This is a genomic window from Pseudomonas sp. KCJK8993, from assembly GCF_046230915.1.
Classification (GTDB): domain Bacteria; phylum Pseudomonadota; class Gammaproteobacteria; order Pseudomonadales; family Pseudomonadaceae; genus Aquipseudomonas; species Aquipseudomonas piscis.
In genome coordinates, this window is the sequence record NZ_JBJJLO010000011.1 from 1 (window position 1) to 19,023 (window position 19,023).

17 protein-coding genes and 1 pseudogene are annotated in these 19,023 nt (G+C 63.7%); 13 read left to right on the forward strand and 5 right to left on the reverse strand.

Features of this window, described 5'->3' with window-relative positions; genetic code table 11:
• Positions 1 to 545 (reverse strand): annotated as a pseudogene (locus ACK6AU_RS05790) (DNA alkylation response protein); the annotation flags it as partial.
• A gap of 74 nt (positions 546 to 619) precedes the next feature.
• Positions 620 to 2,986 (reverse strand): 7TM diverse intracellular signaling domain-containing protein, encoded by a 2,367-nt coding sequence (locus ACK6AU_RS05795; protein ID WP_185698273.1) that lies wholly within the window; start codon positions 2,984 to 2,986, stop codon positions 620 to 622.
• A 291-nt stretch (positions 2,987 to 3,277) separates the two neighbouring features.
• Here ACK6AU_RS05795 and ACK6AU_RS05800 point away from each other — a divergent pair, with 291 nt between their 5' ends.
• From ACK6AU_RS05800 to ACK6AU_RS05815, 4 genes are all read left to right on the forward strand, one after another.
• Positions 3,278 to 4,075 carry a hydroxymethylpyrimidine/phosphomethylpyrimidine kinase gene (locus ACK6AU_RS05800; RefSeq protein WP_409298210.1) on the forward strand — a complete coding sequence of 266 codons (798 nt, stop codon included), beginning with the start codon at positions 3,278 to 3,280 and terminating at the stop codon, positions 4,073 to 4,075.
• Between the two features lie 18 nt (positions 4,076 to 4,093).
• Positions 4,094 to 4,717 (forward strand): thiamine phosphate synthase, encoded by a 624-nt coding sequence (gene thiE, locus ACK6AU_RS05805; RefSeq protein WP_409298212.1) that lies wholly within the window; start codon positions 4,094 to 4,096, stop codon positions 4,715 to 4,717.
• A 20-nt stretch (positions 4,718 to 4,737) separates the two neighbouring features.
• Positions 4,738 to 6,021 (forward strand): glutamate-1-semialdehyde 2,1-aminomutase, encoded by a 1,284-nt coding sequence (hemL, locus tag ACK6AU_RS05810; RefSeq protein ID WP_409298214.1) that lies wholly within the window; start codon positions 4,738 to 4,740, stop codon positions 6,019 to 6,021.
• A gap of 221 nt (positions 6,022 to 6,242) precedes the next feature.
• The gene (locus ACK6AU_RS05815) at positions 6,243 to 6,797 is read left to right on the forward strand and encodes a tetratricopeptide repeat protein (RefSeq protein WP_185698269.1); all 555 of its coding nucleotides are present in this window, start codon (positions 6,243 to 6,245) and stop codon (positions 6,795 to 6,797) included.
• Positions 6,798 to 6,869: 72 nt separating this feature from the next.
• On the opposite strand, the gene ACK6AU_RS05820 is transcribed toward ACK6AU_RS05815, so the two are convergent.
• Positions 6,870 to 7,196 carry a DUF1820 family protein gene (locus ACK6AU_RS05820; protein ID WP_022641185.1) on the reverse strand — a complete coding sequence of 109 codons (327 nt, stop codon included), beginning with the start codon at positions 7,194 to 7,196 and terminating at the stop codon, positions 6,870 to 6,872.
• Positions 7,197 to 7,329: 133 nt separating this feature from the next.
• Between ACK6AU_RS05820 and miaB the strand changes: the two genes are divergently transcribed.
• The 5 genes from miaB (at position 7,330) to lnt (ending at position 12,877) form a co-directional block, all read left to right on the forward strand.
• Positions 7,330 to 8,658 (forward strand): tRNA (N6-isopentenyl adenosine(37)-C2)-methylthiotransferase MiaB, encoded by a 1,329-nt coding sequence (gene miaB, locus ACK6AU_RS05825; protein ID WP_409298217.1) that lies wholly within the window; start codon positions 7,330 to 7,332, stop codon positions 8,656 to 8,658.
• A gap of 159 nt (positions 8,659 to 8,817) precedes the next feature.
• Positions 8,818 to 9,837 carry a PhoH family protein gene (locus ACK6AU_RS05830; RefSeq protein WP_185698267.1) on the forward strand — a complete coding sequence of 340 codons (1,020 nt, stop codon included), beginning with the start codon at positions 8,818 to 8,820 and terminating at the stop codon, positions 9,835 to 9,837.
• Positions 9,830 to 10,288, forward strand: coding sequence for an rRNA maturation RNase YbeY (gene ybeY, locus ACK6AU_RS05835; RefSeq protein ID WP_409298220.1), 459 nt, complete (start codon positions 9,830 to 9,832; stop codon positions 10,286 to 10,288). Before ACK6AU_RS05830 ends, ybeY begins: the two co-directional genes overlap by 8 nt.
• A gap of 41 nt (positions 10,289 to 10,329) precedes the next feature.
• Positions 10,330 to 11,169, forward strand: coding sequence for an HlyC/CorC family transporter (locus ACK6AU_RS05840; protein ID WP_022641189.1), 840 nt, complete (start codon positions 10,330 to 10,332; stop codon positions 11,167 to 11,169).
• A gap of 172 nt (positions 11,170 to 11,341) precedes the next feature.
• Positions 11,342 to 12,877: an apolipoprotein N-acyltransferase gene (gene lnt, locus ACK6AU_RS05845; protein WP_409298222.1), complete on the forward strand. Its 1,536-nt coding sequence runs from the start codon at positions 11,342 to 11,344 to the stop codon at positions 12,875 to 12,877.
• Positions 12,878 to 12,908: 31 nt separating this feature from the next.
• Here the strand turns inward: lnt and ACK6AU_RS05850 are convergent, their stop codons facing one another.
• Complete coding sequence (locus tag ACK6AU_RS05850; protein ID WP_409298224.1) at positions 12,909 to 13,670, reverse strand: YdcF family protein; 762 nt, start codon at positions 13,668 to 13,670, stop codon at positions 12,909 to 12,911.
• 120 nt (positions 13,671 to 13,790) lie between these two features.
• Positions 13,791 to 14,111 (reverse strand): hypothetical protein, encoded by a 321-nt coding sequence (locus ACK6AU_RS05855; RefSeq protein WP_185698264.1) that lies wholly within the window; start codon positions 14,109 to 14,111, stop codon positions 13,791 to 13,793.
• Positions 14,112 to 14,371: 260 nt separating this feature from the next.
• Between ACK6AU_RS05855 and leuS the strand changes: the two genes are divergently transcribed.
• The 4 genes from leuS to arfA all read left to right on the forward strand — a co-directional run bounded on the left by leuS (position 14,372) and on the right by arfA (position 19,011).
• Positions 14,372 to 16,978 (forward strand): leucine--tRNA ligase, encoded by a 2,607-nt coding sequence (gene leuS, locus ACK6AU_RS05860; RefSeq protein WP_409298226.1) that lies wholly within the window; start codon positions 14,372 to 14,374, stop codon positions 16,976 to 16,978.
• 88 nt (positions 16,979 to 17,066) lie between these two features.
• Positions 17,067 to 17,672: an LPS assembly lipoprotein LptE gene (gene lptE, locus ACK6AU_RS05865; RefSeq protein WP_185698262.1), complete on the forward strand. Its 606-nt coding sequence runs from the start codon at positions 17,067 to 17,069 to the stop codon at positions 17,670 to 17,672.
• A 39-nt stretch (positions 17,673 to 17,711) separates the two neighbouring features.
• A complete protein-coding gene (gene holA, locus ACK6AU_RS05870) occupies positions 17,712 to 18,749 on the forward strand; it encodes a DNA polymerase III subunit delta (RefSeq protein WP_185698261.1) in 1,038 nt (345 codons plus the stop codon).
• 100 nt (positions 18,750 to 18,849) lie between these two features.
• Entirely contained in the window at positions 18,850 to 19,011 is a 162-nt protein-coding gene (gene arfA, locus ACK6AU_RS05875; protein ID WP_103325142.1) for an alternative ribosome rescue factor ArfA, read from the forward strand.
• Positions 19,012 to 19,023: the final 12 nt, after the last annotated feature.

Sequence of the window (19,023 nt, forward strand, 5' to 3'; positions counted from 1 at the left end):
CCGATGGTCAACCCGGCCTTGTGCTGCATGCCGACGTTGCGCGGGTCGTACTCGGTGGCGAGGATCTTCGGCAACCACTGTTCGGCGATGTCCGGCTGCAGCTTCAATGCCGGCACGCAGGCGAAAGTCATGGTCAGCGGGCAACCGCTGCCGGCCTCGGCCTGGCTGTGCAGGTAGGTCATGGCGGCCCGCGCCACATGGGCGCCAGGCTTGGGGTGGGTCCAGGGCAGAGAGGTCAGGCCGCCTTCGATCGCCGCCTGCATCAACTGATGGTAGGCCGGGTGGAACTCCACCAGGTCGATCCGGTGGCCGAAGCGATCATGACTGTTGAACACCGGCTTGTTCTGGTTGGCCAGGAACCCCGCCTCCATCAGCGGCCCGCCGGCCAGGGCACCATAGGCATCGACCCGGGACTCGGCCCAGCCGGCATCGAACCGGCGCAGCCACTGTTGCAATGGCAGGTCGATCCGATAGAGGTTGATGCCGTCCAGGGCGGGTGGCTGGTTGGTGACTTCGTGGGTTTCAGCGAACTGGTGGAGGTTCATCACGGGGCTCCTTCAGGGTGTGCCAAGACCCCAGTTAAGCACCCGCCTCCCTCCGTTCAAAGTGGCATATCCGCCTAAACATCGGCGCTTTCGCCTTGTTCTTCCCGTAGTAGCCACTTGGCCAGCACGGTTTGCAGTTCTTCGAATTTCACCGGCTTTCCCAGGTAATCGGCCCCGGAACCGCCGATGCAGCCCTCTGTACCGGGAACGCAGGCCAGCAGGATCGGCAAACGGGCATAACCCGGCAAGGCCTGGGCCTGGAGGCGGAACGCTCCGACCTGGGAGGTATTGATCTGACCGTCCAGCAGCACCGCGCTGATGGCTTCGCGCCCCAAAGCCTGCAAGGCATCGGTGGGGCTGGCGACGGTACGTACCCGGTATCCCAGCTTGAGCAGCATGCCCCGCAGCACCAACTGGTTGACGTCGTTGTCGTCCACCAGCAACACGGTGCAATCCTCGGGCAGGCGCCGCGAACCGACGGCCGACGAACGGGCCGCCGGCTCCTGGGAGTCGAGCGCCACATGCAGGCGGAAGCAACTGCCCTGGCCTGGTGTTGATTCATGGGTCAACTGCCCGCCAAGCAATTCCACCAACTGCCGGCAGATCGCCAGGCCGATTCCCAGGCCACCGTATTCGCGGGTCATGGAGCCATCGAGCTGGAAGAAACGCTGGTACAGGGTGGCTTCGTCGAGGTTGACGAAGCCGATGCCGCTATCGATCACCTCGAAGATCAGGTTCACCCGCCCAGCCGGAGCGGCCCTGCTGACCACACGCAATATCACGCCCCCAGCCGGGGTGAACTTGACCGCATTCTCCAGCAGGCACTCCAGACAATGGCTGAGCTTGCAGCGATCGCCCAGCAAACGATCGGGAATGCCGCCGCCCAAGTCGACCCGGAACGACAACGACTTGTTCGCGGCGCTCGCGCCGAACTGGGCCTGCAAGGCACTGAGCAACGAACGCAGGCTGAACGGCTGGCTTTGCGCCGTGAGCTTGCCGGCCTGCAGTTCGGTGAGGGTGAGGATGCCATTGACCATGCGCATCATGTCCCGGGCGGAGCCGGCGGCGGTCTGCTGGTACTGCTCCAGCTCCGGGTCCAGCTCCAGGGTCTGCATCAGTTCCAGGGAACCGATGACGCCATTCATCGGGGTGCGCAGTTCGTGGGTCAGGGTGGCCAGGAATTCGTCCTTGAGCCGGTTGCTATGGGCCAGTTGCTGGTTCAGTACCTCCAGCTTCTGCCCGGCGTCCTGCAGGGTCCGGGCCTGCTGTTCGCGCATCGAGTTGATCCGGTCGGCCAGGGCCAGGGACAGCAGCGCCACCTCGATCGCCGAGCCGATCTGGCTGGCGTACATGGTCAGGAACACGTTGGGCAGGTAGCCGAGCACCATCAGGGTATTGATCACGCCACCGAACAGGAAGGCCGACCAGGCGATGATGAAATAGCGCGCCACTCGCAGGCCACGGCACCAGGCGACGATCCCCGCCACATAGATGACCACGGTGAAGACCAGGGCCAGGGTGGTGGCCAGACGCAGCGCCAGGGCGTAGCTGGTCATCAGCGACAGGACCATGACCACGGCACCGAAGGCCATCAGCGCCAGCAAGACACGATCGACCCAGGGGCTATGCCGGGCCGTTTGCAGGAAGCTGCGGGCGAACTGGCTGCCGAACAAGCCGGCCGAGCCGATGAAGAAGGGGGTCGCGGCGTTGGCCCACCAGGGATTATCGGGCCAGAAATACTCCACTGCGGCGCCGTTGACCGAGAGCTGGTACAGGCCGAACGAGGCGATATAGACGATGTAGTAGAGGTAGCTGGTGTCGCGGACGCTGAGGTAGATGAAGAGGTTGTACACCAGCATGCCCAGCAACACCCCGTAGATCAGCCCCAGTACATACAGCCGGACGGGCTGGGCCTCGAGGTAGGCGGTGCTGGACCAGAGGCTCACCGGCGCCTGGATCGAACCTTCGCTGGCCAGGCGCAGGTAGACGGTCTTGTGTTCGTGGGGCGAGAAATTCAGGCTGAACAGGTAGTTGTTCTGGTGGATCTGCCGGCTGCGAAAGGGCAAGGCGTCACCGGTGCGCCCGGCCAAACGATAACCGCCGCTTTCATCGGGGACGTACAGGTCCAGGCGGTCCAGGGGGGGATAGGCCAATTCCAGCAGCCAGCTGCGTTGCGCGGCGGGGTTCGCGGGGCGGTAGTCCAGGTCGATCCGCAGCCAGAATGCCGAGCGCGAGTAGCCGGCATTGAGCGTGTCCTGGTCGTGGGCCTTGAAGGCTCCGGACAGGGCTCCGGAACTGACATCGGCGATCGTCGCCTGGCCACTTGTATCCTCGAGGACTTGCATCACCCGCCCCAAGGGCAGGCGTTGGGTGAACTCGTCGAACTCGACGGCACCAGCCAGCATCGGCAGGCTTAACAGCAACATCAGCAAATAGCGCATTAAAGCCCCGGCGTGGCTTGTCCGGTTGTGTCAGGAAGCCCCCCATTTCCCTTTGAGAAGACGTCAACCAGCATGACCTGTTATTGGTTTGAAACCACTCTAGCATAGCCGCTGATGGCCATTGAACACTATTGAGAATATTAGTCTAAAGGCTCTAGAACAGGCTTTTCAGCGCAACCCCGCGTACTAGAGCTGTTGCCTCGGTCAGGATTGGCGGCAGAAAAACAGTCCCATGGATCATTCCGCGCCAGGCGCCACGCAAAAAAGCGTTTGGTGGTAAGCTCGCCGCCCATGAATACCTACAGCTCCCGCCCCGTTGTCCTCTGTCTCTCCGGCCACGACCCCAGTGGCGGCGCCGGCTTGCAGGCAGATATCGAAGCCCTGCTGGCCCAGGGTTGCCACGCAGCTCCGGCTGTCACCGCCCTGACCGTGCAAGACACGGTCAACGTCAGCGATTTCCGCGTCCTGGATCGCGAGTGGGTACTGGCCCAGGCCAATGCCGTGCTCAACGACTCTACGGTGGCCGCGGTCAAGCTGGGCATGCTCGGCTCCCTGGAAATGGTCGACACCGTGGTCGAGCTGCTCCAGGCGCATCCGCACCTGCCCCTGGTCTGCGACCCGGTGCTGCGCGCCGGCGGCGGCGGCCGGCTGGGCAAGGATGAAGTGGGCTACGCCATGCGCGAACGCTTGCTGCCCCTGGCGACCATCGCCACCCCCAACCTCCCCGAAGCCCGGATCCTGGCGGAACTGCCCGAAGGCACCGCCGACCAATGCGCCGAAAAACTCCTACCCTACGTCAAGCACCTGCTGATCACCGGCGGCCATGGCGACGAGCACGAAGTGCACAACCGCCTGTACAGCCGCGAGGGCCTGCGTGAAACCTATACCTGCCAGCGCCTGCCGGGCAGCTACCACGGCTCCGGTTGCACCCTGGCCAGCGCCCTGGCCGGCCGCCTGGCCCAGGGCGAGCAACTGGCCAGCGCCGTGCAGACAGCCCTGGACTACACCTGGCGGACCCTGCGCGACGCCGAACAACTGGGGCGCGGGCAATTCGTCCCACGCCGCTTGCCGCTGGATTTCTGCTCGTAATGCCATGAGGCTCGCCCTATGAAACTACGTGGTCTGTATGCCATCACCGATAGCCAGCTGCTGGCCGGCAAGCTCCTGGAATACGTGGAAGCAGCGCTCGATGGTGGCGTCACCCTGTTGCAGTACCGCGACAAGAGCAACGACCAGGCCCGTCGCCTGCGGGAAGCCGAAGCGTTGCTGGGCCTGTGCGAGCGCTACAAGACCCAGCTGATCATCAACGATGACGCCGAACTGGCGGCGCGCATCGGCGCTGGCGTGCACCTGGGCCAGACCGACGGCCCGCTGACCCCAGCCCGGGCCCTGCTGGGCCGCCAGGCGATCATCGGCTCCACCTGCCACAGCCAGCTGGCACTGGCCGAGCAAGCAGCGCGCGAAGGCGCCAGCTATGTCGCCTTCGGCCGCTTCTTCAACTCCAGCACCAAGCCCGGCGTGCCCACCGCCAGCCTCGAGTTGCTGGACCAGGCCCGTGCCAGCCTGCAACTGCCGATCTGCGTGATCGGTGGTATCACCCTGGATAACGCAGCACCGCTGGTCAGCCATGGCGCCGACCTGCTGGCCGTGGTCCACGGGCTGTTCGGTGCCGATAGCGCCGAGCAGGTAACCCATCGTGCCCGCGCCTTCAATGCCCTGTTCGATCTTTGATATTTTTTGAGAGCCCTGCCATGTCTCGTTCCGAAACATTGTTCGCCAATGCCCAGAAACACATCCCCGGTGGCGTGAACTCGCCGGTCCGCGCTTTTCGCAGCGTGGGGGGCACTCCGTTGTTCTTCAAGCATGCCGAAGGCGCCTACGTCACCGACGAAGATGACAAGCGCTATGTCGACTATGTCGGCTCCTGGGGCCCGATGATCCTCGGCCACAGCCACCCGCAAGTGCTGGACGCCGTACGCAGGCAGCTGGAACACGGCCTGTCCTACGGTGCGCCGACCGCCATGGAGACCGAGATGGCCGACCTGGTGTGCTCCATCGTGCCGTCCATGGAGATGGTGCGCATGGTCAGCTCCGGCACCGAAGCCACCATGAGCGCCATCCGCCTGGCGCGGGGCTATACCGGTCGTGACGCCATCATCAAGTTCGAAGGCTGCTACCACGGCCACTCCGACAGCCTGCTGGTCAAGGCCGGCTCCGGCTTGCTGACCCAGGGCGTGCCCAGCTCGGCCGGGGTTCCGGCGGACTTCGCCAAACACACCCTGACCCTGCCGTTCAACGACATCGCCGCCGTCGAGAAGACCCTGGCCGAAGTCGGCCAGACCGTGGCTTGCATCATCGTCGAACCGGTGGCCGGCAACATGAACTGCGTACCGCCGGCGCCAGGCTTCCTCGAAGGCCTGCGCGAGCAGTGCGACAAACACGGCGTGGTGCTGATCTTCGACGAAGTGATGACTGGCTTCCGGGTCGCTCTCGGCGGCGCCCAGGCCCACTATGGCGTGACTCCGGATCTCTCGACCTTCGGCAAGATCGTCGGTGGCGGCATGCCAGTGGGCTGCTTCGGCGGCAAGCGCGAGATCATGGGCTGCATCGCTCCCCTGGGCCCGGTCTACCAGGCAGGCACCCTGTCCGGTAACCCTCTGGCCATGGCGGCCGGCCTGACCACCCTGCGCCTGATCAGCCGCCCGGGCTTCCACGCCGAGCTGAGCGACTACACCAGCCGCCTGCTCGAAGGCCTGCAGCAACGCGCCGATGCCGCCGGCATCCCGTTCGTCACCACCCAGGCGGGCGGCATGTTCGGCCTGTACTTCAGCGGCGCCGACGACATCGTCACCTTCGACGACGTGATGGCCAGCGACGCCAACCTGTTCAAGCGTTTCTTCCACCTGATGCTCGAAGGTGGCGTCTACCTGGCGCCAAGCGCCTTCGAAGCCGGCTTCACCTCGATCGCCCACGGCGAGACCGAGCTGAAGCTGACCCTGGATGCCGCGGAACGCGCCTTCGCCGCCTTGAAGTGATGCCCTGGCCGGCGGACGCTGCGATCCTCAGCGTCCGCCACGCTCTTTACGCGGACTTTGCTTCCTCCGACCGGAGAAATACTGGCGAAAGCGGCGACTATCGCGCCCATGCGGCAGAAAAACGAGTAAAGACTTTGTAAGGTGGGCCCTGCTTATTTCATAATGCGCGCTTATTGGGCCCCACGCTGGGCCGCGCGCCCCTCAGAGGTAAGTCGATTCCCATGAACCGCACCGGCCGCGCCCTGACACTGGGCTGCCTGTTGCTCTTTCAACCCCTGCTCGCGCACGCACAAGCAGGCGGCAACTCGTTGTTGATCCCAGCGCTGGGTCGCTGCACCCTCGATCCCCAGGCACAGGAACAGGCCGAGGCTCTCGCCGCGTGCCAGAAGGCCGCCGATGAAGGGGATGCCCAGGCGCAATACGAGTTGGGTGAGTTCTACTACGAGGGCAAGGGCGCGCCACGCGACCTCAACCTGGCCCTGAGCTACTTCGAGAAAGCTTCCCTGCAAGGCCACGCCCAGGCGCAGTTCAAGCTCGGCACCATGTTCTTCCACGGCGAAGGCGTACCGGCCAACAACGTGCAGGCCTATATCGTGCTGAAGATGGCTGCGGTCAATGGCGCCGAAGACGCCCTGGATACCGCCGACGAAGTCGCCGAGCACATGCAGCGCGACGAGCTGGAAGTCGCCACCCAGGTGCTGGGACAGATTTTCCGTAAATACCTGCTGGAACTGCAGAGCGCCGACGGCCGCTCGCCCTTCTCCCCCCTGCCTTGACCGCCTCGGCCAGCCATTGGCCAGCAAGACGGCCGCCGCTCACCTGGAACGGCCAGCAATCATCGAACGACGTTACTTCTCGGGCATCGGCATCGGGAACGGCATGACATTGCCCACGCCACGGGCCTCGCTGATCTTCGGCGTTCCCAGGCGCTCCACCTCGTCGATGCGCACGATCGAATGCATGGGCACGAAGCTGCGTACCACGCCTTCGAACTGGGCCTTGAGTTTCTCTTCGCTGGGGTCGACCACCACCTGCGTGCGCTCGCCAAAGACGAATTCCTCGACTTCCAGGAATCCCCACAGATCGCTCTGATAGATCTGCTTGGCGTACATCTCGAACACCTGGCCCTGGTTGAGGAAAATCACCTTGTAGATTGGAGCTTCGCGTTTGGTCATGGCGGACGGACAACAGGTCGAGGAAAAAAATGGGGCGCGAACTATAGCATAGCTACCCGACGCGCAATGCTAGGAACCTGGGGGCATGCCCCCTATAATGCGCGGTTCTTTGAATCACCTGAGACCTAGGTCCATGGCCAAGAAGCTTTACATCGAAACCCACGGTTGCCAGATGAACGAGTACGACAGCTCGCGCATGGTGGATCTGCTGGGCGAAAACCAGGCCCTGGAAGTCACGGCGCGCGCCGAAGACGCGGACGTCATACTGCTCAACACCTGCTCCATCCGCGAACGCGCCCAGGACCGGGTCTATTCCCAACTGGGGCGCTGGCGCGAACTGAAACTGGCCAACCCGGAAATGGTGATCGCCGTGGGTGGCTGCGTGGCCAGCCAGGAAGGCGCGGCCATCCGCGACCGGGCTCCCTATGTCGACGTGGTCTTCGGCCCGCAGACCCTGCACCGCTTGCCGGAAATGATCGACATCGCGCGGGCCACCAAGCTGCCGCAGGTGGATGTCTCGTTCCCGGAGATCGAGAAGTTCGACCACCTGCCCGAGCCACGTATCGACGGCCCCAGCGCCTATGTCTCGGTGATGGAAGGCTGCAGCAAGTACTGCACCTTCTGCGTCGTCCCCTACACCCGTGGCGAAGAAGTCAGCCGACCGTTCGATGATGTGATCGCCGAGATCATCCATCTGGCGGAAAACGGCGTCCGTGAGGTCACCCTGCTGGGCCAGAATGTCAACGGCTACCGTGGCCAGACCCACGAGGGGCGCACTGCGGACCTGGCCGAACTGATCCGCGTGGTCGCCGCCGTCGACGGCATCGAGCGGATCCGCTACACCACTTCGCACCCGCTGGAGTTCTCCGACAGCCTGATCCAGGCCCACGCCGAAGTGCCCGAACTGGTGAAGCACCTGCACCTGCCGGTCCAGTCGGGCTCGGATCGCATCCTGGCCGCGATGAAGCGCAACCACACCGCCCTGGAGTACAAGTCCAAGCTGCGCAAGCTGCGCGCGGCGGTGCCGGGTATCTGCATCAGCTCGGACTTCATCGTCGGTTTCCCCGGGGAAACGGAGAAAGACTTCCAGCAGACCATGAAGCTGATCGAGGACGTGGGGTTCGACTTCTCCTACTCCTTCTTCTACAGCCAGCGCCCTGGCACCCCGGCCGCGGACCTTGCGGACGACACTCCGGAAGCGCTGAAGAAAGAACGCCTGAACGCCCTGCAACACCGGTTGAATCAGCAAGGTTTCGAAATCAGCCGACAGATGGTCGGCTCGACCCAGCGCATCCTGGTGACCGACTACTCCAAGAAAGACCCGGGAGAGCTGCAAGGGCGGACCGAAAACAACCGGATCGTCAACTTCCGTTGCGATGATCCGACCCTGATCGGCCAGTTCGCCGACGTGCACATCGATTCCGCGCAACCGCACTCGCTACGAGGTTCGTTGCTGACGTAGGGACGAGGAAACCGGCCTGGGCGCAAGCCAGCCTGCCGACCGGGCCAGAGGCCAGGGGAAATACCGGCAGTCATCGCTCCTCATAAGAGCTTTCGCACCCAGGCTGCTGGCGTTATCCTTGAATTCATCTCAATTGCCGTTGGGCGGCTAAAAACGACCTTGAACGCACCCATAGAACCTCATCGTTTCATCCTCGAGCCCTTCGAGGCTCGCCGCTTCGCCAATCTGTGCGGGCAGTTCGACGAGCATTTGCGCTTGATCGAACAGCGCCTGACGATCGAAATCCGCAATCGCGGCAACCAGTTCGAACTGATCGGCGAACCCAAGCACACCACCTCCGCGGAAAACCTCCTGCGCCGCCTGTACCGGGAAACCAAGGGTACCGAGCTGTCGCCGGACCTGGTGCACCTGTTCCTCCAGGAATCCGCCGTGGAAGAACTCGACAACCCTTCAGTGGCCGACGCCGCCGTCGCCCTGCGCACCCGCAAGGGCATGATCCGTCCGCGCGGCCTGAACCAGCAGCGCTACGTCAAGGAAATCCTCGCCAACGACATCAACTTCGGCATTGGCCCGGCCGGTACCGGCAAGACCTACCTGGCGGTAGCCTGCGCGGTGGATGCCCTGGAGCGCGAACAAGTACGTCGCATCCTGTTGGTGCGCCCGGCGGTGGAAGCCGGCGAAAAACTGGGTTTCCTGCCTGGCGACCTGGCCCAGAAGATCGACCCGTACCTGCGCCCCCTGTACGACGCGCTGTATGAAATGCTCGGCTTCGAGCATGTGGCCAAGCTCATCGAACGCCAGGTCATCGAGATCGCGCCCTTGGCCTACATGCGTGGCCGGACCCTGAACAACAGCTTCATCATCCTCGACGAAAGCCAGAACACCACCGTGGAACAGATGAAGATGTTCCTTACCCGGATCGGCTTCGGCTCCACGGCGGTGATCACCGGCGACATCACCCAGGTCGACCTGCCCAAGGGCACCAAGTCTGGCCTGGCCCACGTGATCAAGGTGCTGGGCGACGTCCCGGGCATCAGCTTCACGCATTTCATGCCCAAGGACGTGGTGCGCCACCCACTGGTGCAACGCATCGTCGAAGCCTACGAGCGCTTCGAGCAGCGCAATGCCGACGAAGCCGCCAAGGCCGCCGCCGACAAGGACAACCGCCACGATGCTTGAGCTCGATCTGCAGCGCGCCAGCCTACAGCCGGCCCCCAGCGACCAGCAGTTCCGCCGGTGGTGCGAGCTGGCCCTGCGCCAGCGCACCGCCGATTCGGAACTGACCATCCGCCTGGTCGACGAAGCCGAAGGCCGCGAGCTGAACCACACCTGGCGTCATAAAGATTACGCCACCAATGTGCTGTCATTTCCCGCGGAAGTGCCGGATGAGCTGCTGGATATTCCCCTGCTGGGAGACCTGGTGATCTGCATCCCGGTGGTCGAGCGCGAAGCGGCCGAGCAAGGCAAGGCGCTCGAGGCCCACTGGGCCCATCTGGTGATTCACGGCTGCTTGCATCTGTTGGGCTACGACCATATAGATGACGACGAAGCCGAGGAAATGGAAGCCCTGGAACGTACATTGCTTGCAGAACTGGGTCATCCCGACCCTTATGCAGACGACGAAAGCTGAACAACCCACGTGTAACAACCTAAGGATTCAGAGCAATCGCTATGAGCGAAGATCGATCGAGCAACGGGCAAAAGTCATGGCTGGGCAAACTGACCCAGGCTTTTGCCCATGAGCCGAAAAACCGCCAGGAGCTGCTGGAGCTGCTGCGCGAAGCCCATCAGAACAAACTGCTGGACAGCGAAGCGCTGGCCATCGTCGAAGGCGCCATCCAGGTCGCTGACCTGCAAGTCCGGGACATCATGGTCCCGCGCTCGCAGATGATCAGCATCAAGGCGACCCAGACTCCCCGGGAGTTCCTGCCCGCGGTCATCGACTCCGCACACTCGCGCTATCCGGTGATCGGCGAAAGCCATGACGACGTGATGGGCGTCCTCCTGGCCAAGGACCTGTTGCCCCTGATCCTCAAGGAGAACGGCGACAGCTTCAATATCAAGGACCTGCTGCGCCCGGCCACCTTCGTGCCGGAGTCCAAGCGCCTGAACGTGCTGCTGCGCGAGTTCCGCGCCAACCATAACCACATGGCCATCGTCATCGACGAATACGGCGGCGTGGCAGGCCTGGTGACCATCGAGGACGTACTGGAACAGATCGTCGGCGATATCGAGGACGAGCACGACGTCGAGGAAGACAGCTACATCAAGCCGCTGCCCAGTGGCGACTTCCTGATCAAGGCGCTGACGCCGATCGAGAACTTCAACCAGTTCTTCGACAGCGATTTCTCCGACGACGAGTTCGATACCGTCGGCGGGCTAGTGATGAGTGCGTTTGGCCACTTGCCAAAACGCAACGAAATCACTGAAATCGGCGCCTATCGCTTCCGTGTGCTCAATGCCGACAGCCGGCGGATCCACCTGCTGCGCCTGACCCCCGTCTCTCGCTGAGAACTGGACGTCTCGCCCCTCCCACTGGAACCTTGCCTGCCGCCGACCGATCGGCAGCCGGCAGGGGGCCTGCGCAGGGGCCAGCGGTGAAGGGCTGCGTGATTCGACGCTCAGCTGCACCAACCCGAACCATCTCCTCGCGCCCTGCCCGGTGCGATACAGGAAAGAGCTGATGAAACGCCTCTTGCAGCGCTCGCTTCAACCCGGCTGGCCCGGCAACCTGCTGGCCGTCGCGGCTGGCGCCATCACCACCCTGGCCCTGGCCCCCTACGACATCTGGCCACTGGCGCTGCTGGCCGTCGCCCTGTTCTACGCCGGCCTGCGGCAATTGACCCCACGCCAGGCCCTGGGCCGGGGCTGGTGCTTCGGTTTCGGCCTGTTCGGCGCCGGCACCAGCTGGATCTATGTCAGCATCCATACCTACGGTGGTGCCTCGGTCCTGCTTGCGGGCTTGCTGATGCTGGCCTTCATCGCCGCCATCGCCTGGTTCTTCGCCCTGCCCGCCTGGCTCTGGGCCCGCTGGCTACGACGCAACGAAGCGCCACTGGCCGATGCCCTGGCGTTCGCCGCCCTGTGGCTGGGCCAGGAAGCCTTCCGAGGCTGGTTCCTCACCGGCTTCCCGTGGCTCTATTCCGGCTACAGCCAGCTGGACGGCCCTCTGGCCGGGCTCGCGCCGCTAGGCGGCATCTGGTTGATTTCCTTCGCCCTGGCCTTGACCGCCGCCCTGCTCTACAACCTGCCACGCCTGATCGGCAATGGCCGCAAGGGTTTCATCGCGGCAGGGCTGGTACTGCTGGCGGCCCCCTGGGTAGCCGGCCTGGCACTCAAGGGCCACGCCTGGACCAGTCCAGCGGGAGAGCCGCTGTCGGTCGCGGCCATCCAGGGCAATATCGAACAGAGCGTGAAGTGGGACCCTGCCCAGCTCAATGCGCAACTGGGGCTGTACCGCGACATGAGCCTGGCCAGCAAGCGCGTGGACCTGCTGGTGTGGCCGGAGACCGCGGTCCCGGTGCTCAAGGAGTCGGCCGAGGGCTATCTGTCAATGATGGGCAACTTCGCCGCCGATCGTCATTCCGCGCTGATCACCGGAGTACCGGTACGCCAGCTGGTGCACCACGAGAAGCGCTACTTCAATGGCATCACCGTGACTGGCGAGGGCGATGGCACCTACCTGAAGCAGAAGCTGGTGCCCTTTGGCGAATATGTACCGCTACAGGACCTGCTGCGAGGCCTGATCGACTTCTTCGACCTGCCCATGTCCGACTTCGCCCGCGGCCCGGCCGACCAACCCTTGCTGCAAGCCAAGGGCTACCAGGTCGCGCCCTTCATTTGCTATGAGGTGGTCTACCCCGAGTTCGCCGCTAGTCTGTCGGCCCGCAGCGACCTGCTGCTGACCATCAGCAACGACACCTGGTTCGGCACGTCCATCGGCCCCCTGCAGCACCTGCAGATGGCCCAGATGCGCGCCCTGGAAGCCGGCCGCTGGATGATCCGCGCCACCAACAACGGCGTCACCGGGCTGATCGACCCGTTCGGCAAGATCACCGTGCAGATCCCCCAGTTCGAACGCGGCATCCTCTATGGCGAAGTGGTGCCCATGCACAACCTGACGCCCTACCTGCAATGGCGCTCCTGGCCTCTGGTAGCGCTCTGCACCCTGCTGCTGGGCTGGGCGCTGCTCGCCAGCCGGATCGCCAAGACCGTCTGAGCCCTGCGCCGGCTCCCCCGGGAGCCGGCACTCAGCGATAGAACAGGCGATACCCCACCTGGCCCACCGCCTCATTGAGCAATTGCCCGCTCTGCCAGATGGACTTGAACTCCGGCATCCAGCCACCCAACGGACGGGCGTTGTCCACCCCCAGGAACCCCACCGGCGCCGGCACCACGATGAACCCTGCGCGTTCGAAGCTCCAGACCGAACGCGGCATGTGCCAGGCTTGGGTCACGACCACCACGCGCTTGATGCCCCTGGGCAACAGGACCTGGGCACTGAACTGCGCATTCTCCCAGGTGGTACGGCTGCGGTCTTCCTGCCAGCGCACCGTCACTCCGAAATCGTCGCGCAGTGAGTCAGCCATCAACGCGGCCTCGCTTGGCGGCGTGCCGTAATGCAGGCCACCACTGGTCAGCAAGGGCAGGCCGGAAGCCTTGGCCAGCCGGGCGGCATAGCGCTCGCGCTCCAACCCCACGCCAGTGGGCTGGTCAGTGCCCCACGCCGGATCGCCACGCTCGCGCCCAGATCCCAGGACCACAATGGCATCGGCCTGCTCGGCCAACCTCGCCCACTGCTCCGGCGGCAGGGGCGGCAGTTGCTCGAGCCCACGGGCGCCCCACTGCATCATCACCGGCAAGCTCATCAGCCAGAAGCCGCCCAGACCGAGAAAGAAGCAGCAACGGGCGAGACGCGGCCTGGAACGACGCAACATCCAGGCGAGCAGCAGCAACAGCAGGAGAACACCGGGCGGCAGCAGTAACTGCTTGATGAAATAGCGAAAAGGCATCGGACATCTCCAGAATATGTCCGAAGCCTAAAGGGATGGTTATCCGGCAACAACCGCTGCCGGTGATTTTCGCTTTCGAGGTCCTCGGCAACGACCTCGCTCGCCCCCGCGCCCCGGGAACTACTTGAACTGCCGGGAACGGACCTTCACCGAGTTCCGGACGGGGGCCTTGTCCTTCAACCAGAGGATCTTGGCCGAACGAGGTGCCTCCTGGTGGTGCAGACTGCTCGATACATCGACCGGCACCTCGCGCCGGTTGTGGGCCAGGTAGGCTCGGATCAATTCCAGTTCGGCGGGGCTCAACCCCCGCAGCTCCAACTCGACGGAGCGTTCATCGCGCAGCCGATCCGCGGTTCTCGCCGCATCCAGGGCCAGAGCCAGTCGATTCAGCAGCCGCTCGTACACCTCAGGACCTGTTGCCTTGCGCTGCAATTCAAGCATCCGTTCACCTCATCGAAGAATAAGACTCACTCCCCTTTTTGAGCTTAGCCGGGCCGCCGCGGGCCACGCGCCGCCGCGACCAACGGCCCAGGCGCGCAATCAGGGTTTCCCTAGGCTGAGCGCGGTCATGTATGCTACGGCGCTTCCTGTAACTCCACTTCCAGCTCCACCGGGAACCGAAAACGCCATGCCTGGCGCCCTCACTACCCGAGTCGCGTTGAAGAGGATTAGGCCACCCTTATCCAGTACATAAAGTAGCCATGCACGAACAATACCTGCCCCGTGATATAGAAGCCGCCGCCCAGTCCTTCTGGGATGAGCAAAAGTCGTTTGAAGTCAGCGAACAGCCAGGCAAGGATACTTACTACTGCCTATCGATGTTCCCGTACCCGAGCGGCAAGCTACACATGGGGCACGTGCGCAACTACACCATCGGCGACGTCATTTCCCGCTACCAGCGCATGCAAGGCAAGAACGTCCTGCAACCCATGGGTTGGGACGCCTTCGGCATGCCGGCGGAAAACGCCGCGATGAAGAACAACGTCGCGCCGGCCAAGTGGACCTACGAAAACATCGCCTACATGAAGAGCCAGCTGCGTAGCCTGGGCCTGGCGGTGGACTGGTCGCGCGAAGTCACCACCTGCAAGCCGGACTACTACCGCTGGGAACAGTGGCTGTTCACCCGCCTGTTCGAGAAAGGCGTGATCTACCGCAAGAACGGCACCGTGAACTGGGACCCGGCGGACCAGACCGTCCTGGCCAACGAACAGGTCATCGACGGTCGTGGCTGGCGCTCGGGCGCGCTGATCGAGAAGCGCGAAATCCCGATGTACTACTTCCGCATCACCGACTACGCCGACGAGCTGCTGGAAAGCCTCGACGAGCTGCCGGGTTGGCCCGAGCAGGTCAAGACCATGCAGCGTAACTGGATCGGCAAGTCCCGCGGCATGGAAGTGCAGTTCCCGTTCGACCAGGCCAGCATCGGCCATGAAGGCACCCTCAAGGTCTTCACCACCCGTCCGGACACCCTGATGGGCGCCACCTACGTGGCCGTCGCCGCCGAACACCCGCTGGCCACCCAGGCTGCCCAGGGCGATGCCGCGCTGCAGGCGTTCATCGACGAATGCAAGAGCGGCAGCGTGGCCGAGGCCGACATGGCCACCCAGGAGAAGAAGGGCATGCCCACTTCCCTGTTCGTCGAACACCCACTGACAGGCGAGAAGCTGCCGGTGTGGGTCGCCAACTACGTACTGATGCACTACGGCGATGGCGCGGTGATGGCCGTGCCAGCCCACGACGAGCGCGACTTCGAGTTCGCCCATAAGTACAACCTGCCGGTCAAGGCTGTGGTGCGCACCAGCGCCGGTGATGAAGTCGGCGACGAGTGGCAGGCGGCCTACGGCGAGCACGGCCAGCTGATCAACTCCGGCGAGTTCGACGGCCTGGACTTCGCTGGCGCCTTCGATGCCATCGAAGCCGCGCTGCTGCGCAAGGAACTGGGCAAGTCGCGCACCCAGTTCCGCCTGCGCGACTGGGGCATCAGCCGCCAGCGCTACTGGGGCTGTCCAATCCCGATCATCCATTGCCCGTCCTGTGGCGACGTGCCGGTGCCAGAAGACCAACTGCCGGTCAAGCTGCCCGAGGACGTGGTGCCCGACGGCGCCGGTTCACCACTGGCGCGCATGCCGGAATTCTACGAGTGCACTTGCCCGAAATGCGGCACTGCGGCCAAGCGCGAAACCGACACCATGGATACCTTCGTCGAGTCGTCCTGGTACTTCGCCCGCTACGCCTCGCCGAACTACGAAGGTGGCATGGTCGATCCGAAAGCCGCCAACCACTGGCTGCCGGTGGACCAGTACATCGGCGGTATCGAACACGCGATCCTGCACCTGCTGTACGCGCGCTTCTTCCACAAGCTGATGCGCGATGAAGGCCTGGTGACCTCCAACGAGCCTTTCAAGAACCTGCTGACCCAGGGCATGGTGGTCGCCGAGACCTACTACCGTGTCGCCAGCAATGGCGGCAAGGACTGGTTCAACCCGGCCGATGTCGAAGTCGAGCGTGATGCCAAGGCCAAGATCATTGGCGCGCGCCTGAAGACCGACGGCCTGCCGGTGGAAATCGGCGGCACCGAGAAAATGTCGAAATCGAAGAACAACGGCGTCGATCCACAATCGATGATCGAGCAGTACGGCGCCGACACCTGCCGCCTGTTCATGATGTTCGCCTCGCCGCCCGACATGAGCCTGGAATGGTCCGACTCCGGCGTCGAAGGTGCCAGTCGCTTCCTGCGCCGCGTCTGGCGCCTGGCCCAGGCCCACGTAATCCATGGCCTGCCGGGCAAGCTGGATGTCGCCGCCCTGAGCGACGAGCAGAAAGTGATTCGTCGCGCCATCCACGCCGCCATCAAGCAGGCCAGTAACGATGTGGGCCAGTTCCACAAGTTCAATACCGCCATCGCCCAAGTGATGACCGTGATGAACGTGCTGGAAAAAGCACCACAAGCCAGCGAACAGGACCGCGCCCTGCTGCAGGAAGGCCTGGAGGCCGTCACCTTGTTGCTGGCCCCGATCACTCCGCACATCAGCCATGAACTGTGGAACCGGCTGGGCCATGAGGGTGCGGTCATCGATGCCAACTGGCCGGTCGTGGACGAAAGCGCCCTGGTGCAGGACAGCCTGCAACTGGTGGTGCAGGTCAACGGCAAGCTGCGTGGCCAGATCGAGATGCCGGCCAGCGCCAGCCGCGAGGAAGTCGAAGCGGCCGCACGCAGCAACGAAAACGTACTGCGCTTCACCGAGGGGCTGACCATCCGCAAGGTCATCGTGGTACCGGACAAACTGGTCAACATCGTCGCCAGCTAATTGGATCGGGCGCCCGGTGGGAACCGGGCGCCGAACAAGACCTTCGGGGCCACAAGGTTGGCCCATACGGTTTCAAGGGGAGCAATACATGATCAAACGTAATCTGCTGGTGATGGGCCTGGCTCTGGTGTTGAGCGCCTGCGGCTTTCAACTGCGCGGTACTGGCAGCCAGGAATTGAGCATCAAGGAGCTCGACCTCAGCGCCCGGGACGCCTACGGCACCACCGTCAAGATGATGCGTCAGATCCTCGAGAACAGTGGCGTCGACGTGCATGCCGGTGCACCGTACAAACTGGTTCTGGTCAGCGAAGCGGAGAATCAGCGCAACCTCAGTTATAGCGGCGGCGGCCGCTCTGCGGAATACGAGATCAGCATGGTACTCAACTACCAGATCCGCACCCGCGACAATCTGCAATTGCTGAGTGACAAGCTGCAAGTGCAGAAAGTCTTCCTGCATGACGGCAACAACATCACCGGCTCCGACCAGGAAGCGGCTGAAACCCGTCGGGAAATGCGCCGCGATCTGGTCCAGCGCATGCTGATCCGCCTGCAACTGCTGAGCCCGGAGCAACTGGCACAACTGCAGGCTACTGCCGAAGCCAAGGCCAAGGCCGAAGCGCAGGCGCTGGAAGCAGCGCGCAAGGCCGAAGCCGAAACTCCGCGACAGTCTCCCCTGGAACTGCCGAACCAGTAAGCCTTGTGGGGCGCTCCGGCGCCCCACCGACCCGCATCTATGAAACTCGCCCCCGCTCAACTCGGCAAACACCTGCAAGGTTCCCTCGCCCCTGTTTATGTGATCAGCGGCGACGATCCCCTGCTCTGCCAGGAAGCCGCCGATGCCATACGCACCGCGGCACGCCAGCAGGGCTACGACGAGCGCCAGGTGTTCAGCGCCGATGCCAATTTCGACTGGGGCAGCCTGTTGCTGGCTGGCGCCAGCATGTCGCTGTTCGCACAGAAGCGCTTGCTGGAACTGCGCCTGCCTTCGGGCAAGCCCGGGGACAAAGGTGCTGCTGCCCTGATCGAATACTGCTCGCGCCCGGCCGAAGACACCGTGCTGTTGATCAGCCTGCCCAAGCTCGACGGTAGCGCGCAGAAAACCAAATGGGGCAAGGCCCTGGTCGAAGGTGCCCAGACCCAGTTCGTGCAGATCTGGCCAGTGGACGCCAACCAGCTGCCACAGTGGATTCGCCAGCGCCTGTCCCAAGCCGGAATGACCGCCAACCAGGACGCCGTGGAGCTGATCGCCGCCCGGGTCGAAGGCAACCTGTTGGCTGCCGCCCAGGAAATCGAAAAGCTCAAGTTGATGGCCGAGGGAGGACAGATCACTGTCGAAACGGTACAAGCGGCCGTGGCCGACAGTGCCCGCTTCGACGTCTTCGGCCTGGTCGATGCCATCCTCAACGGCGAAGCGGCGCACGCCTTGCGTATGCTCGAAGGACTCAAGGGCGAAGGGGTCGAGCCTCCGGTGATCCTCTGGGCCCTGTCCCGGGAACTGCGGCTGCTGGCCAACCTGGCCCTGCAATTCGGCCAGGGAATTCCCCTGGACAAGGTTTTCAGCCAGGCCCGCCCGCCCGTCTGGGACAAGCGCAAGCCGCTGATGAGCAAGGCCCTGCAACGCTATTCCGCCCAGCGCTGGAGCCAATTGCTGCTGGACGCCCAGCGTATCGACGCACAGATCAAGGGCCAGGCCAGCGGTTCCGCCTGGAGCAGCCTGAGCCGCCTGTCGCTGCTGATGGCCGGCCAACGCCTACCCTTGCCCGCCGAGTAAGCCCGCCCATACGGGAAAAGATCATGGGTACTGGACAGCAGTGCCCAGCTGGCCGATGATGCGCGCCGTCGTACCTCTCCCCATCAAGCGAGTATCGAGCATGAGCAAGCCATCCAAGCATGGCCCCAACAAGGCCAAATCCATCATTGCCCAGCCACTGTTCCGTTGCCGCCAGGAACGCCCGGCCAAGGGCAAAGGCAGCTACCGCCGCGAAGCCTTCCAGTCCAAAAGCTGGGAGGCTTCTTACTTTCTGGCCGCCTGAAGCCCTGGACCC